The organism is Citrobacter sp. CRE-46, from assembly GCF_059615875.1.
On sequence record NZ_CM184341.1, the window covers coordinates 1,543,607 to 1,559,016 of the forward strand.

The window sequence follows — 15,410 nt, forward strand, 5'->3', positions numbered from 1 at the left end:
TTTCCCCCGTACAGGACGTGCGGGGGAATGAGTGCAAATTCTATGAATGATTTTACGCTATATGATTTAGGCCTGGCTGGCGTTATGCAATACATCGCCAAAAACCACGACTCACGTATCGAAATAGATGAAGCAAAAATACCGGTCACGCTGTCGCAATATGATAAAAACGATCCGAACCATGAAGCGCAGATTAAAAACTATTTTCTATCATTAGGTCTGATGATCCACGAGGTGAAATTCTCACGGCCCGACGATCTGCTGAATGAAAATATGCCGCTGATTATATTAACCTCCGACATGCAATGGATGGTGTGTGTCGGGTGCCAGGAAGGGGGGCTACAGCTTGTCAAGCGTAACAACGAGTTGGGTGTCGTTGCGTGCGCCAGAGAAAATATCCAGACGATTTCGGCTTTTTTGATCCAGCCTTTAAGCGGGATGACTGAATCGATAAAAATCAGCTCGATATTAAAATCCGGACTGCAAAATAATAAAGTTTTTTACAGTAAGTATTTTTTTACCTCGCTGTTTATGGCCTTGTTTGCCCTGACTATCCCGGTTTTCAGTAACATTTACTACGATAAGCTTGTACCGGGGTCATCGACCGCCTCTCTGTTTGGGGTGGTGGGTATTGTACTGGTATTTATCGTCTTTGAATTTTTACTGCGCTCCTCGAAAGATATCTATCAGTCGATTGTCTCGCGCCAGGAGGATGTCAATATTGATGTCTCTTTTGTGGAGGCATTGATCTACAACACCACCAAAAGCAGCTCTATGTCCTCCGTGTTTGTTCTGTGGACAGAATTTCAAAAAATAAAGCCCGTGCTGTTAAATTCCGTTTTCCAGCGCGTGTCGGATATTCCTGTATTTATTATTTTTTGTGTAATTATTTACATTAATCTCGGCGCCCTGGTGTTAGTGCCCGTGATGATGATGGTGGTGTCGCTACTGTTGGCCTGGGGATACTTCAAGTATACGGAAGTGCTGATGGATAAAATGAAGGAGAGCCAGTCAAACCGTAACGTTTTCATTACTGAATTACTCTATTCCTTACGTACCATCCATACCTTAAACAACAAAAACCTGATGCTTGATTGGGTTAATAGCAGTAACAATCAGTCATGGCTTAGCTTAAAGTTGCGTAAGGCTGGGGTCTATTATCAGTCTGCGCTTAGCGCGATGTCGAACCTGAACCAGATCCTGCTGATGGTTTTCGCTTTTTTCCTGGTCATCAAAGGTGAAATCACCACGGGGGCGATTGTCTCTTCCGTTATTGTCTCCGGGCGGATGTCGGGGATCATCTCGGGGTTATCATCAACGCTCTCTACTATTTTTACGACCAATAAAACCATTACGGATTTAATGAAAATGTTTATGCCGGCAGGGCAGGAACATGAGCAAAAATTGCTGCAATCGATTGTTAACGTGCGCGGTGATATCTCTCTACGCGCCCTGAGCTATCAGTACGATCCGCAATTACCAAAAGCGCTGGATACGCTGACGCTGGATATTCCTCATGGGCAGCGGGTGGCAATTATTGGCGAATGTGGTTCCGGGAAAAGCTCGCTGGTTTCCCTGCTCTCTGGCTACTGTCCACCTACTGAGGGCAGTATTATGTACGATGGCTACAATACCCGACATCTGGCGCAGAACTTTTTCAGCCGCTTTATCAGTATGGTGACCAATAATGACACGTTGTTTACCGGCAGCATTGAAAGTAACTTTGCCCTTAAAGATTGCGACAACCGCAAGAAGGTGATCGAGGCGCTTAATCTGGCGAACTGTACCTTTGTGCTCCAGCATCCCATGGGGCTGCGTTACCCGGTGATGTTTATGGCGCGTAACTTATCCTCAGGGCAAAACCAGCAGCTGTTATTAGCGCGTAGTTTGAGTAGCGATGCTCAGATTTACTTATGGGATGAGCCAACCTCGAATATGGATGAAATGACCGAACAGCGAATCTTCGATCATCTCGATCACTTTATCAGCGGTAAGACACTGATCATGGTGACGCACCGTCGTTATTTGCTGAAGTATTTCGATCGTGTGCTGGTCATGAAAGGGGGCAAAATCATTCGTGACTGCACGCCGGATAAACTATTAGGGCCAGCAAAAGTTGATCAGACAAAGCAGCCTGTTCGCATAACGGTTGCGTCAGCGAACGAAAAACAAGCGCGTTGACGATATTTTTTCATTGACCGGACTGATTAGTGAGCCGTTTCGCAGCACCAATTTGTTATTGCTGTATCTTCTGCGTGAATGAAGCGAAGGCTTCATATTCAAAAGGAGAATATTGAAATGGGAAAACTCACGGGCAAAACAGCATTGATTACGGGCGCATCTCAGGGTATTGGCGAAGGGATCGCCAGAACGTTTGCCCGCCATGGCGCGAACTTAATCCTGCTGGATATCTCCGATGAGATTGAAAAACTGGCGGATGAGCTGGCTGGACGCGGTCACCGCTGCACGGCGGTTCACGCGGATGTCAGAGATTTTGCTTCAGTCACGGAAGCGGTGAAACGCGCGAAGAAGGTTGAAGGCAAAATCGATATTCTGGTTAACAACGCCGGCGTATGTCGCCTCGGTAACTTCCTTGAGATGAGCGATGACGATCGCGACTTCCATATTGATATCAATATCAAAGGCGTCTGGAACGTAACGAAAGCCGTACTGCCGGAGATGATTGATCGCAAAGACGGGCGCATCGTGATGATGTCCTCAGTCACTGGCGATATGGTGGCCGATCCGGGCGAAACGGCCTATGCAATGTCAAAAGCGGCGATTATCGGCTTAACCAAATCGCTGGCGGTGGAATATGCGCAGTCCGGCATTCGCGTGAACGCCATTTGCCCTGGCTATGTTCGTACGCCGATGGCGGAAAATATTGCGCGTCAGTCCAATCCGGACGATCCGGAATCTGTATTAACTGAAATGGCGAAAGCGATTCCAATGCGTCGTCTGGCCTGCCCGCTTGAAGTCGGCGAACTGGCCGCGTTTCTCGCCTCGGATGAGTCCAGTTATTTAACTGGCACGCAAAACGTCATTGATGGCGGCAGCACTTTGCCTGAAAGCGTAAGCGTTGGCGTCTGATTGATGCCGGTCTCCTCCCCGCGCGATGGGGAGGAGGTACCCCTTATTCTCTTTTCAACTTTCAAATCATCAAACGGTATATAAAACCGTTACTCCTTTAGCACTGGTTATAAATATGATGACCATAAGAAAGTCATTAAATTTATAAGGGTGCGCAATGGCCGTTAACTTACTGAAAAAAAGAACCTTGACGCTGGCAGCAATGCTGTTGCTGGTGGGGCAGGCGCAGGCAACGGAACTGCTGAACAGTTCATACGATGTCTCCCGCGAGCTGTTTGCCGCCCTTAACCCGTCGTTTGAACAGCAATGGGCGAAAGATAACGGTGGCGATAAACTGACGATTAAACAATCTCATGCCGGGTCATCAAAACAGGCGCTGGCGATTTTGCAGGGACTGAAAGCTGACGTTGTGACCTATAACCAGGTCACCGATGTGCAGATCCTGCACGATAAAGGCAAACTGATCTCCGCCGATTGGCAAAGCCGCCTGCCGAATAACAGCTCGCCATTCTATTCCACCATGGCGTTTTTAGTGCGTAAGGGTAACCCGAAGAATATCCACGAATGGAACGATCTGGTTCGCCCGGACGTGAAGCTGATTTTCCCGAACCCGAAAACCTCCGGAAATGCGCGTTACACCTATTTAGCGGCATGGGGCGCGGCGGACAAAGCTGACGGCGGCGATAAAGCCAAAACCGAACAATTTATGACCCAATTCCTGAAAAATGTCGAAGTGTTTGATACCGGCGGTCGCGGTGCAACGACCACCTTTGTTGAACGCGGTCTGGGTGATGTGCTAATCACATTTGAATCGGAAGTGAACAACATCCGTAAACAGTATGAAGATCAGGGCTTCGAAGTGGTGGTGCCGAAGGTCAACATTCTGGCGGAATTCCCGGTAGCCTGGGTCGATAAAAATGTGCAGGCCAACGGTACTGAAAAAGCGGCGAAAGCGTACCTGAACTGGCTGTACAGTCCACAGGCGCAAACCATCATTACCGATTTCTACTACCGCGTGAACAACCCGCAGGTGATGGACAAACTGAAAGATAAATTCCCGCAAACCGAACTGTTCCGCGTGGAAGACAAATTTGGCACGTGGCCTGAGGTGATGAAAACGCACTTTGTCAGCGGCGGCGAGCTGGACAAACTGTTGGCGGCGGGGCGTAAGTAAATGTTTGCTGTTTCCTCCCGACGCGTGCTGCCCGGCTTTACCTTAAGCCTGGGCACCAGCTTATTGTTCGTTTGCCTGATATTGCTGCTGCCGCTTAGCGCGCTGGTCATGCAACTGGCGCAAATGAGCTGGGCGCAGTATTGGGAAGTGATTACCAATCCGCAGGTGGTAGCGGCTTATAAAGTGACGCTGCTGTCGGCGTTTGTGGCATCGATTTTTAACGGTGTGTTCGGTCTGCTGATGGCGTGGATCTTAACCCGCTATCGCTTTCCGGGCCGTACGCTGTTGGATGCGCTGATGGATCTGCCATTTGCGCTGCCTACGGCGGTAGCTGGCCTGACGCTGGCGTCGCTGTTTTCAGTCAATGGCTTCTACGGCGAATGGCTGGCGAAGCTGGATATTAAGGTGACCTACACCTGGCTGGGCATCGCGGTGGCGATGGCCTTTACCAGCATTCCGTTTGTCGTGCGCACCGTACAGCCGGTGCTGGAAGAGTTAGGCCCGGAGTATGAAGAAGCGGCGGAAACGCTTGGCGCCACGCGCTGGCAGAGTTTTCGTAAAGTGGTGTTGCCAGAGCTGTCTCCTGCGCTGGTGGCGGGCGTAGCGCTCTCGTTTACCCGAAGCCTCGGTGAGTTTGGCGCGGTTATTTTTATCGCCGGGAACATCGCATGGAAAACAGAAGTGACCTCGCTGATGATTTTTGTTCGCTTGCAGGAGTTTGACTACCCGGCTGCCAGCGCGATTGCTTCTGTGATCCTCGGGGCGTCGTTGCTGCTACTGTTTTCAATTAACACCCTGCAAAGTCGCTTTGGTCGACGCGTGGTAGGTCACTAATGGCAGACATTACCCAATTGAAACGCTATGACGCACCCCGCATTAACTGGGGTAAATGGTTTCTGATCGGCACGGGCATGTTGGTATCGGCCTTTATTTTGCTGGTGCCGATGATTTATATCTTCGTGCAGGCGTTCAGCAAGGGATTAATGCCGGTGCTACAGAACCTGGCTGACCCGGATATGCTGCATGCCATTTGGCTGACGGTGCTAATTGCGCTGATTGCGGTGCCGGTGAATCTGGTGTTCGGCGTATTGCTGGCCTGGCTGGTGACTCGCTTCAACTTCCCTGGACGCCAGCTGTTGCTGACGCTGTTGGATATTCCCTTTGCCGTCTCGCCAGTGGTCGCTGGTCTGATCTATCTGTTGTTTTACGGTTCTAACGGCCCGCTGGGTGGTTGGCTGGATGAGCACAACCTGCAAATTATGTTCTCCTGGCCGGGAATGGTACTGGTGACGGTGTTCGTGACCTGTCCGTTTGTGGTGCGCGAACTGGTGCCGGTGATGCTAAGTCAGGGCAGCAATGAAGACGAAGCGGCGATTTTGCTTGGTGCCTCCGGCTGGCAGATGTTCCGCCGCGTCACGCTGCCGAATATCCGTTGGGCGTTGCTGTATGGCGTGGTGCTGACTAATGCCCGTGCGATAGGCGAATTCGGCGCGGTGTCGGTGGTTTCCGGCTCGATTCGCGGCGAAACCTTATCTTTACCACTACAGATTGAATTACTGGAGCAGGACTATAACGCCGTTGGCTCCTTTACCGCCGCAGCGCTGTTGACGCTGATGGCGATTATTACCCTGTTTTTGAAGAGCATGTTGCAATGGCGTCTGGAGAATCAGGAGAAACGCGTGCAGCAGGAGGAAAATCATGAGCATTGAGATTGCCAATATTAAGAAGTCTTTTGGTCGCACCCAGGTGCTGAACGATATCTCGCTGGATATTCCTTCAGGTCAAATGGTGGCTCTGCTGGGGCCATCCGGTTCGGGCAAAACTACGCTGCTGCGTATCATTGCCGGGCTGGAGCATCAGTCCAGCGGGCATATTCGTTTTCACGGCACCGACGTCAGCCGTCTGCATGCGCGCGATCGCAAAGTGGGGTTTGTGTTCCAGCACTATGCGCTATTTCGTCATATGACGGTATTCGACAATATCGCCTTTGGTCTGACAGTTCTGCCACGGCGTGAGCGTCCGAACGCGGCGGCGATCAAAGCCAAAGTGACCAAACTGCTGGAGATGGTGCAATTGGCGCATCTGGCGGATCGTTTCCCGGCGCAGCTTTCCGGTGGACAAAAGCAGCGTGTGGCGTTAGCGCGTGCCCTGGCGGTAGAGCCGCAGATCCTGCTACTCGACGAGCCGTTTGGCGCGCTCGATGCTCAGGTGCGTAAAGAACTGCGCCGTTGGCTGCGTCAACTGCATGAGGAGCTGAAGTTTACCAGCGTGTTTGTTACCCACGATCAGGAAGAAGCGACGGAAGTTGCAGACCGGGTGGTGGTGATGAGCCAGGGTCATATCGAACAGGCCGACGCGCCGGATCAGGTCTGGCGTGAACCGGCTACCCGTTTTGTGTTGGAGTTTATGGGCGAGGTTAACCGCCTGCAGGGGACGATTCGCGGTGGGCAATTCCACGTGGGCGCACACCGTTGGCCGTTGGGCTATACGCCTGGCTATCAGGGACCGGTCGATCTGTTCCTGCGTCCATGGGAAGTGGATGTGAGCCGCCGTACCAGCCTGGATTCGCCGCTGCCGGTTCAGGTGCTGGAAGCCAGTCCGAAAGGGCACTACACCCAATTAGTTGTACAACCCCTCGGGTGGTACAACGAACCGCTGACGGTCATCATGCAGGGCGATGATTCCCCGAACCGCGGTGAACGGCTGTTTGTTGGACTGCAAAATGCACGTTTGTATAACGGCGACCAGCGTATTGAAACGCGTGAAGAGGAACTTGCCCTGGCGCAATCAGCCTGATAGGTTAATTTGCATAGTTATCGCCCGGTGGCGCTACGCTTACCGGGCTTTTTTACGAGCTGAAAACGTGAACACATTAGAACAAACAATTGGCAATACGCCTCTGGTGAAATTACAACGCCTGGCGCCGGATAACGGCAGCGAAATTTGGGTCAAGCTGGAAGGGAATAATCCTGCGGGTTCGGTGAAAGACCGGGCGGCGCTGTCGATGATTGTTGAAGCGGAAAAGCGTGGGGAAATTAAGCCGGGTGACGTATTGATTGAGGCCACCAGCGGCAATACTGGCATCGCGCTGGCGATGATCGCCGCGCTGAAGGGCTACCGCATGAAGCTGCTGATGCCGGACAACATGAGCCAGGAACGCCGGGCGGCAATGCGTGCCTATGGCGCGGAGCTGATTCTGGTCACTAAAGAGCAGGGGATGGAGGGAGCGCGCGATTTAGCCCTCGCTATGTCTGAGCGCGGAGAAGGTAAACTGCTCGATCAGTTTAATAATCCCGATAACCCGTATGCGCACTACACCACCACCGGACCCGAAATCTGGCAGCAGACGTCAGGTCGCATCACGCATTTTGTCTCCAGTATGGGGACGACCGGTACCATTACCGGCGTGTCGCGTTTTCTGCGTGAGCAGGAAAAAGCGGTCACTATCGTTGGCCTGCAGCCGGAAGAGGGCAGCAGTATTCCGGGAATTCGCCGCTGGCCTGCGGAATATATGCCGGGCATTTTTAACGCCTCGCTGGTGGATGAGGTGCTGGATATTCATCAGAATGATGCCGAAAACACCATGCGTGAACTGGCCGTGCGTGAAGGAATTTTCTGCGGTGTCAGCTCTGGCGGCGCGGTCGCGGGCGCGTTACGCGTCGCACGTGCCTCGCCCGGCGCGGTAGTTGTGGCGATCATCTGCGATCGCGGCGATCGCTACCTTTCGACCGGCGTCTTTGGTGAAGAGCACTTTAATCAGGGGCTGGGAATTTAACTTGTTGGCCTGATAAGCGCAGCGCCATCAGGTAACTGCCTGGCACGATGGCCGGATAATGTTTTATCCGGCCAGGGATGATTAATCGTTACGTTTTTGCACCAGCTTATCCAGGAATTGCCACAGCTTCTCATTCATTTGCTGGTAGTCCCAGGCGCGCATCTCTTCAACCGGGCGGATGAAGCGTTTCCCTTCAGCTTCGGCCAGCTCTTGCTCTGAGTGCTGAATTAATCCTTCAATCGCATCATCTGTGAACTCCATATGGCACTGGAAACCATAGACGAAATTACCGTATTGCACGATTTGTCGCGGGCAGCCCTCGCTTGCGGCCAGAATTATCGCCTGGTCGGTTAACCCTGGCATGTCGTTGTGCCAGTGACCGACGATAAGCGGTGAGCCGAAATGGCTGAATAACGGGTGCTGTTGGCCTGATTCGGTAAGGGTGATTGGATAGTGGCCAATCTCTTTTTCCGGGCTTTGACACACCTTCGCGCCCAGCGCTTCGCCAATTAACTGCGAGCCCAAACAGATCCCCACCACGATTTTTCGTGCCGTAATCGCCTGGTTGATCAGATGCTGCTCGGCCTGAGCGTCAAAGTATGGGCACTCTGCCTGCGTGGTGCGGGGCGACTGCGGGCCGCCAAAGACGACGAGCATATCGAAACCATCGGCATTGGCGGGAACCGCTTCTCCAGCGTATACGCGTGACCAGGTGATGGTATAGCCGCGCGATTCGGCCCATGGCAGGTACGCGCCAGCAGATTCAAAAGACTCATGAATAACAAAATGAACTCGCACTTTTTCTCTCCTGTTAGCGCTTGAGCGCCTGATGAATATCAGCCGCCAGCTTATCAATGTCGCTGTCTTCTAATGTTGACAGCGTAATGCGTAAACCATGTGCAGGCGTATTGACGCCGAACACTTCGCCTTCGCGTACCAGCCAGCCGGACTTTGCCAGCGCAAATGCGATAGCCTGACTGTGATCTGCCAGCGGTAACCACAGATTCAGACCATCCCCGACGGGCAGTTCAATACCATATTGGCGCAGAGCGGAATTCAGCTTTTGCTGCTGGATGGCGTAAAACTGCTGCGTTTGCGCCAGCGTGTGTTGATATGTCTCGTCACTCAGGCAGGCGCAGGCTAAATCCTGCAGCAGATGGCTGACCCACTGACTGCCGGAGTTGAGCCGTAAACGCAGTTTCCCGGAAGTGACGGGATCGCTGGCGACGATAGCCAGGCGTAAATCCGGGCCTAAAGTTTTCGACATCGAACGGACTATGGCCCAGTGCGTGGTTTCCTGCGCAATCACCGGATACCAGCGGCAAGCGGACAGCAGCGCAAAGTGGTCGTCGACAATCACCAGCGTCTGCGGATAGCGGGCCAGGATTTCCTGCAATTGCGCCGCGCGGGATGCGCTCAGACTGCATCCTGTGGGGTTATGCGCGCGCGGCGTCAGAATCACCGCCCGCGCGCCTTTCTGTAGTGCGAGTTCCAGTTGGTCCGGCAGCATGCCTTCGCGATCAACGTTGGCTGGACTGGCAGAGAATCCGGCATAACGCAGCATGTTGATGCTGCTTAAAAAGCACGGGTCTTCTACAACCACGCTATCGCCGGGCAGCAAATGGGCGCACAGCAGCCGCTCGATAGCGTCAATGGCGCCGCTGGTGATATCAATTTCACCTTCGCCGGGCATGGCATTTTGCATCCATTGTGATGCCCATACCTTAAGTCCAGGTGATACAGCGGCATCGCCGTACAAGCGTGGATTCTTATTTATCTTCGCGAAATAACTACTCAGGTCAGGAAGTCGTGAGGGGGCTGGGTTACCGCCGGAAAGATCGATTAGTGGGGTATCAGGGTTCCCACCTTCCAGCGCAACGGGGGCAGTAATCCCCTTAATCACCGTGCCGTTGCGTCCCAGACTCTGTGCCAACCCGGAGGTGACAAGACGTTTGTAAGCCGCCGCGACAGTATTGCGGTTCACGTTTAATTCCGTTGCCAGTTCCCGCACTGGCGGCAACGTTTCTCCCGCTACCAGCGTGCCTGTAGCGACATGTTGACGGATACTGTCAAAAATTTCGTTAGCGGTTTTTCCGTCGATCATTATTGACCTATGACAAAATGAATTTTAGCATATGACGATAATAATGAGGCGTAAGCGCGCTGTCCAGCGAGAGGAGAAATTTATGGAGCAGGAGAGTGATATTCAGTCAGTGCTCTTCGACGACAAACATCGGGCATTACAGACCGATATCGTCGCCGTCCAGTCACAGGTGGTATATGGCAGCGTAGGCAACAGTATCGCTGTGCCGGCCATTAAAGCGCAGGGATTACGCGTGACGGCAGTACCCACGGTACTGTTCAGTAACACCCCGCATTATGAAACTTTTTACGGCGGCGTTATTCCGCCCGACTGGTTTAGCGGCTATCTGCGCGCCTTAAGCGAACGTGATGCCTTACGCGAGCTAAAGGCGGTGACGACAGGGTACATGGGCAGCGCGGAGCAAATCGCCTTGCTGGCACAATGGCTGGAAACCGTTCTGGCCTCGCATCCGGACCTGTGCATTTTGGTTGACCCCGTGATTGGCGATACGGATAGCGGTATGTATGTTAAAGCCGAAATCCCGGAGGCTTATCGTCAGCACCTGCTGCCGCTGGCGCAGGGGCTGACGCCGAACGTATTCGAGCTGCAAATGCTGAGCGGAAAGCCGTGTCGTACGCTTGATGAAGCAATCGCAGCGGCTAAATCTCTGCTTAGCGACACGCTGAAATGGGTGGTGATCACCAGCGCGCCGGGCGATAGCGAAGAGAATATTAATGTGGCGGTAGTGACGGCTGAAACGGTTGAGGTGTTCGCTCACCCGCGGGTGAAGACGGATTTAAAAGGCACCGGCGATCTGTTCTGTGCTGAACTGGTGAGCGGCATTGTGCTGGGGAAAGCGCTGACTACGGCAGCATACGATGCCGCGCAGCGCGTGCTGGACGTCATGAGCTGGACGCATCAGTGCGGTTGTGATGAATTAATTCTGCCACCGGCAGGGGAGGCGCGATGAAAAGTTATCGGCTGGTGGTTCGTCAGCATGGACGTTTAGTCGGGCATTTTGATACCAGCGGCACAGAGGCGCTGGAAGACATTTGTGTAGCGCGGGCGATGTTTGGTATTGCGGGTGGGTATGATTGTGAACTGCTGGTGTCTGATTCCGAAAGGCGGATGCTGGAAAGCGGACCGGAAGGGATGAAAATCCTGATGCGCGAGGCGTGTTACCGGCCGATGACCTCACAAATTTAACGCCGCCATCCGTGAGATAAAAAAATGGCGCCATCTGGCGCCATTCTTCTCTGCGGCAAGAATTACTTCTTGATGCGGATAACCGGAGTTTCACCCACGGTCACGCTACCGGACAGTTTGATCAGCTCTTTGATTTCGTCCATGTTGGAGATAACAACCGGAGTCAGGGTCGACTTGGCTTTTTCTTCCAGCAGCGGCAGATCGAATTCAATAACCGGGTCGCCCACTTTAACGCGCTGACCTTCTTCAGCGATACGCTTGAAGCCTTCGCCTTTCAGTTCAACGGTATCAATACCGAAGTGAACAAACAGCTCAATGCCGCTGTCGGATTCGATAGAGAAAGCGTGGTTGGTTTCAAAGATTTTGCCGATGGTGCCATCAACAGGGGCGACCATTTTATTACCGGTTGGTTTGATAGCGATGCCATCACCAACGATTTTTTCAGCAAAAACTACATCCGGCACGTCTTCGATGTTGACGATCTCGCCAGAGAGCGGAGCAACAATCTCAATAGTTCCGGTGTCTTTCTTATCATCAGAAACCAGAGATTTCAGTTTATCGAACAAACCCATGATCTTCTCCTAAGCAGTAAATTGGGCCGCATCTCGTGGATTAGCAGATTGTTTTTTCTTCAATGAACTTGTTAACCAGCGTCATTAACTCGTCCGTTGTCGGTTGAGCAAGAGCCTGCTCTGCTAACACCTTCGCATCTTCGAAGTTCGTGTTACGGATAATCTTCTTAATGCGCGGGATAGAAATGGCGCTCATAGAGAATTCGTCCAGACCCATCCCCAGCAACAGAAGTGTAGCACGTTCGTCGCCTGCAAGCTCACCACACATGCCAGTCCATTTGCCTTCAGCATGAGAAGCATCAATAACTTGCTTGATCAGCGTCAGCACAGATGGCGACATCGGTTGGTAAAGGTGTGAAATCATATCATTACCACGGTCAACTGCCAGGGTGTACTGCGTTAAATCATTGGTGCCGATACTAAAGAAATCAACTTCTTTGGCTAAATGACGCGCAATCGTTGCCGCAGCCGGTGTTTCCACCATCACGCCAATCTCAATGCTTTCGTCAAAAGCTTTACCTTCGTCGCGCAGTTCCTGTTTGTAGATTTCAATCTCTTTGCGCAGCGCACGCACTTCTTCAACAGAGATGATCATCGGGAACATGATGCGCAGTTTGCCGAAAGCAGAGGCACGCAGGATAGCGCGAACCTGGTCACGCAGGATCTCTTTACGATCCATGGCGATACGTACGGCGCGCCAGCCCAGGAACGGGTTCTCTTCTTTCGGGAAGTTCATGTACGGCAGCTCTTTATCGCCGCCGATGTCCATGGTACGGACGATGACCGCCTGAGAGCCACAGGCTTCAGCCACGGCTTTATACGCAGCGAACTGTTCTTCTTCAGTCGGCAGCGATTCACGGTCCATGAACAGGAATTCGGTGCGGTACAGACCAACACCTTCAGCGCCGTTACGCTCAGCGCCTTCAACGTCACGCACGGTACCGATGTTGGCGCAAACTTCAACCTGATGTCCGTCCAGCGTGATCGCCGGCAGATCTTTCAGTTTTGCGAGTTCCGCTTTCTCGGTCGCTACCTGCTCCTGAACGGCACGCAGTTGCTCGATAACGTCGTTGGTCGGATTGACGTAAACCTGGTTGTTTACGGCATCCAGAATCAGATAATCGTCGTTTTTCACCTGAGAGGTGACGCTACCCGTACCGACGATGGCAGGCAGTTCCAGAGAACGCGCCATGATGGAGGTGTGGGAAGTACGTCCCCCCGCGTCAGTGATGAAACCCAGCACCTTGTTCAGGTTCAGCTGTGCGGTTTCTGACGGGGTCAGGTCTGCGGCAACCAGGATAACTTCTTCCTGAATCGCGCTCAGGTCGATGATCGCCAGACCCAGAATGTTACGCAGCAGGCGTTTACCGATGTCACGTACGTCAGCCGCACGTTCTTTCAGGTATTCATCATCCAGCTCTTCCAGGGCTGTGGCCTGACCTTCGATAACTTCATGCGCAGCTGCATCAGCCGTCATGTGCTTATCTTTAATCAGGGCTATGATTTCCTGCTCCAGCTCCTCATCTTCGAGCAGCATGATATGCCCTTCAAAGATGGCTTCTTTTTCTTCACCGAACGTTTCACCAGCTTTGGTTTTGATCGCTTCCAGTTGCGCAGATGCCTTGGCACGACCGCTCAGAAAACGTTCAACTTCCTGATCAACCTTGTCGGCAGAAATTTTTTTCCGGTCAATGACGATTTCGTCTTCTTTCAGCAGCAATGCTTTGCCGAAAGCGATACCCGGGGATGCTAAAATGCCTGAAATCATAACCCTACCTTACTTGTGACTGATATTTAAAAGAACTCGTTGAACTTACTCGAGTTCAGCCATCAGTTTTACCAGATGCTCAACTGCTTTCTGCTCGTCTTCACCTTCTGCGGACAGGGTGACAACGGTACCCTGAGTCAGGCCCAGAGTCTGCAGTTTAAACAGGCTTTTGGCGCTAGCGCTTTTGCCGTTGGAAGTCACAGTAATTTCAGAAGTAAAACCTTTTGCTTCTTTAACAAACTGAGCAGCAGGGCGAGTATGCAGACCGTTCGGAGCGGTAATGGTAACTTCTTGCTGGAACATTATATTTCCCCAACTTATAGGTTTAGTGTTGTGGAACTAAAGTCTAGCCTGGCGGTTCAACTTTAGCCTGTATTGTTAGCATCGGCGTAAACTGGACGCGACACAAAAGGAGTTCGGTACAATCCGTTGTTGGCAACTTCTTGCCGCTGACGTTTCGTTCGTCATTAAACATTATGCAGCGAAAGGAAGAGTTGAACCAAATCATAAAATCGATTCAGCTAGCGCTTTTCCTGTAACGATTAATTTCGCGCATCAAAATAATTAGCTTGGTTAAATACCAGTTCCGGCGGGTTGAATCAATGCCAGGAGAGTTGAAACTTTGAAGCAGGCCACAAAAAAGCACCCAAAAGGGTGCTTTTTTACGCGTTTTTAACATGCTGGCATTACTGTTGCAGTTCTTTCTCAGTGAAGAGATCGGCAAACAGTGCAGTGCTCAGATAACGCTCACCCGATGACGGTAGAATAACCACTATATTCTTATTGGTAAAGGTTTCATCTTCCTGGAGCTTGAGCGCGGCAGCAACCGCAGCACCGGAAGAGATACCCGCCAGAATACCTTCTTCTTCCATCAGGCGACGTGCGGTAGAGATAGCTTCATCATTGGTGATGGTAACGACTTTATCGATAAGCTTCAGATCAAGGTTACCTGGAATGAAGCCTGCCCCGATACCCTGAATTTTATGCGGACCCGGTTTGAGTTCTTCACCCGCCAGGGCTTGGGTGATGACAGGGGAGTCGGTCGGTTCTACCGCGACGGTGATCAGGTCCGTTTTACCTTTGGTGCCTTTAATGTAACGGGTCACGCCAGTCAGCGTACCGCCGGTGCCGACGCCGGAAATAAAGACATCAACCTGGCCATCGGTATCTTCCCAGATTTCCGGCCCGGTGGTTTTTTCGTGGATTTCCGGGTTGGCCGGGTTGCTGAACTGCTGCAGCAGCAGGAATTTTTCCGGATCGCTGGCCACAATTTCTTCCGCTTTTTGGATCGCGCCTTTCATCCCTTTTGCGCCTTCGGTCAGCACCAGATTCGCGCCCAGCGCTTTTAACAGCTTGCGGCGCTCAATGCTCATGGTTTCCGGCATGGTTAACGTCAGTTTGTAACCACGAGCGGCGGCAACGTAGGCCAGCGCGATGCCGGTATTGCCACTGGTCGGTTCTACCAGCTCAACGCCCGGTTTCAGTACCCCACGTTTTTCGGCATCCCAAATCATATTGGCACCGATACGGCATTTGACGCTAAAGCTCGGGTTACGTGATTCCACCTTCGCCAGAATGCGTCCGTTACCGATACGGTTCAGTCGAACCAGCGGCGTATGACCGATAGTCAGCGAGTTGTCTTCAAAAATCTTACTCATGGCCTGTCCTTAACTGTATGAAATTGGGATACCGCTTCAGCATACCTGTTGAGAAAGTATGGGGAAGTAAGGAAATCGCATATC

Annotated in this window: 15 protein-coding genes; 9 read left to right on the top strand and 6 right to left on the bottom strand. The window is 52.1% G+C overall.

The features are described 5' to 3' along the window. Nucleotides 1–27 precede the first annotated feature (27 nt). From AC534G_RS07200 to cysM, 7 genes are all read left to right on the top strand, one after another. Nucleotides 28–2,181 (top strand): peptidase domain-containing ABC transporter, encoded by a 2,154-nt coding sequence (locus tag AC534G_RS07200; protein WP_069324492.1) that lies wholly within the window; start codon nt 28–30, stop codon nt 2,179–2,181. Nucleotides 2,182–2,298: 117 nt separating this feature from the next. Then, nucleotides 2,299–3,090 carry an SDR family oxidoreductase UcpA gene (gene ucpA / locus AC534G_RS07205; protein WP_038642502.1) on the top strand — a complete coding sequence of 264 codons (792 nt, stop codon included), beginning with the start codon at nt 2,299–2,301 and terminating at the stop codon, nt 3,088–3,090. Nucleotides 3,091–3,247: 157 nt separating this feature from the next. Beyond that, entirely contained in the window at nt 3,248–4,264 is a 1,017-nt protein-coding gene (locus AC534G_RS07210; RefSeq protein ID WP_069324493.1) for a sulfate ABC transporter substrate-binding protein, read from the top strand. Continuing rightward, nucleotides 4,265–5,098 carry a sulfate/thiosulfate ABC transporter permease CysT gene (gene cysT / locus AC534G_RS07215; protein WP_038642497.1) on the top strand — a complete coding sequence of 278 codons (834 nt, stop codon included), beginning with the start codon at nt 4,265–4,267 and terminating at the stop codon, nt 5,096–5,098. Beyond that, nucleotides 5,098–5,973, top strand: coding sequence for a sulfate/thiosulfate ABC transporter permease CysW (gene cysW / locus AC534G_RS07220; protein WP_069324494.1), 876 nt, complete (start codon nt 5,098–5,100; stop codon nt 5,971–5,973). Before cysT ends, cysW begins: the two co-directional genes overlap by 1 nt. Then, nucleotides 5,963–7,060, top strand: a complete 1,098-nt coding sequence (gene cysA / locus AC534G_RS07225) for a sulfate/thiosulfate ABC transporter ATP-binding protein CysA (protein WP_085049690.1) — start codon at nt 5,963–5,965, stop codon at nt 7,058–7,060. Before cysW ends, cysA begins: the two co-directional genes overlap by 11 nt. Nucleotides 7,061–7,127: 67 nt before the next feature. Further along, complete coding sequence (cysM, locus tag AC534G_RS07230) at nt 7,128–8,039, top strand: cysteine synthase CysM (protein ID WP_069324496.1); 912 nt, start codon at nt 7,128–7,130, stop codon at nt 8,037–8,039. Between the two features lie 81 nt (nt 8,040–8,120). Here cysM and AC534G_RS07235 read toward each other — a convergent pair whose 3' ends face one another. Both AC534G_RS07235 and ptsJ read right to left on the bottom strand, forming a co-directional pair. Continuing rightward, a complete protein-coding gene (locus tag AC534G_RS07235) occupies nt 8,121–8,837 on the bottom strand; it encodes a type 1 glutamine amidotransferase (RefSeq protein WP_110497236.1) in 717 nt (238 codons plus the stop codon). Nucleotides 8,838–8,850: 13 nt separating this feature from the next. After that, entirely contained in the window at nt 8,851–10,143 is a 1,293-nt protein-coding gene (gene ptsJ, locus AC534G_RS07240; RefSeq protein WP_110497238.1) for a MocR-like B6 salvage transcription factor PtsJ, read from the bottom strand. Between the two features lie 82 nt (nt 10,144–10,225). On the opposite strand from ptsJ, the gene pdxK reads away from it, so the two are divergent. Continuing rightward, entirely contained in the window at nt 10,226–11,092 is an 867-nt protein-coding gene (pdxK, locus tag AC534G_RS07245; RefSeq protein WP_110497240.1) for a pyridoxine/pyridoxal/pyridoxamine kinase, read from the top strand. Then, on the top strand, nt 11,089–11,328 hold the full coding sequence (locus tag AC534G_RS07250) for a hypothetical protein (RefSeq protein ID WP_038642483.1): 240 nt from the start codon (nt 11,089–11,091) through the stop codon (nt 11,326–11,328). The genes pdxK and AC534G_RS07250 overlap by 4 nt, the downstream gene beginning before the upstream one ends. Nucleotides 11,329–11,390: 62 nt before the next feature. Here the strand turns inward: AC534G_RS07250 and crr are convergent, their stop codons facing one another. The 4 genes from crr to cysK all read right to left on the bottom strand — a co-directional run bounded on the left by crr (nt 11,391) and on the right by cysK (nt 15,326). Continuing rightward, the gene (gene crr / locus AC534G_RS07255) at nt 11,391–11,900 is read right to left on the bottom strand and encodes a PTS glucose transporter subunit IIA (protein WP_000522253.1); all 510 of its coding nucleotides are present in this window, start codon (nt 11,898–11,900) and stop codon (nt 11,391–11,393) included. Between the two features lie 40 nt (nt 11,901–11,940). Then, nucleotides 11,941–13,668 (bottom strand): phosphoenolpyruvate-protein phosphotransferase PtsI, encoded by a 1,728-nt coding sequence (ptsI, locus tag AC534G_RS07260; RefSeq protein WP_003038080.1) that lies wholly within the window; start codon nt 13,666–13,668, stop codon nt 11,941–11,943. Between the two features lie 45 nt (nt 13,669–13,713). Beyond that, complete coding sequence (ptsH, locus tag AC534G_RS07265) at nt 13,714–13,971, bottom strand: phosphocarrier protein Hpr (protein ID WP_002913505.1); 258 nt, start codon at nt 13,969–13,971, stop codon at nt 13,714–13,716. Nucleotides 13,972–14,354: 383 nt separating this feature from the next. Further along, nucleotides 14,355–15,326, bottom strand: a complete 972-nt coding sequence (gene cysK / locus AC534G_RS07270) for a cysteine synthase A (RefSeq protein WP_038642476.1) — start codon at nt 15,324–15,326, stop codon at nt 14,355–14,357. Between the last annotated feature and the right edge of the window lie 84 nt (nt 15,327–15,410).

Excerpts from the sequence above, each read along its gene's own strand:
- AC534G_RS07200 (WP_069324492.1), top strand. The coding sequence starts at position 28 with ATGAGTGCAAATTCTATGAATGATTTTACGCTATATGATTTAGGCCTG.
- cysA (WP_085049690.1), top strand. The coding sequence starts at position 5,963 with ATGAGCATTGAGATTGCCAATATTAAGAAGTCTTTTGGTCGCACCCAG.
- cysK (WP_038642476.1), bottom strand. The coding sequence starts at position 15,326 with ATGAGTAAGATTTTTGAAGACAACTCGCTGACTATCGGTCATACGCCG.
- ptsH (WP_002913505.1), bottom strand. The coding sequence starts at position 13,971 with ATGTTCCAGCAAGAAGTTACCATTACCGCTCCGAACGGTCTGCATACT.
- AC534G_RS07250 (WP_038642483.1), top strand. The coding sequence starts at position 11,089 with ATGAAAAGTTATCGGCTGGTGGTTCGTCAGCATGGACGTTTAGTCGGG.
- pdxK (WP_110497240.1), top strand. The coding sequence starts at position 10,226 with ATGGAGCAGGAGAGTGATATTCAGTCAGTGCTCTTCGACGACAAACAT.
- ptsI (WP_003038080.1), bottom strand. The coding sequence starts at position 13,668 with ATGATTTCAGGCATTTTAGCATCCCCGGGTATCGCTTTCGGCAAAGCA.
- ucpA (WP_038642502.1), top strand. The coding sequence starts at position 2,299 with ATGGGAAAACTCACGGGCAAAACAGCATTGATTACGGGCGCATCTCAG.
- ptsJ (WP_110497238.1), bottom strand. The coding sequence starts at position 10,143 with ATGATCGACGGAAAAACCGCTAACGAAATTTTTGACAGTATCCGTCAA.
- cysW (WP_069324494.1), top strand. The coding sequence starts at position 5,098 with ATGGCAGACATTACCCAATTGAAACGCTATGACGCACCCCGCATTAAC.
- AC534G_RS07210 (WP_069324493.1), top strand. The coding sequence starts at position 3,248 with ATGGCCGTTAACTTACTGAAAAAAAGAACCTTGACGCTGGCAGCAATG.
- crr (WP_000522253.1), bottom strand. The coding sequence starts at position 11,900 with ATGGGTTTGTTCGATAAACTGAAATCTCTGGTTTCTGATGATAAGAAA.
- cysT (WP_038642497.1), top strand. The coding sequence starts at position 4,265 with ATGTTTGCTGTTTCCTCCCGACGCGTGCTGCCCGGCTTTACCTTAAGC.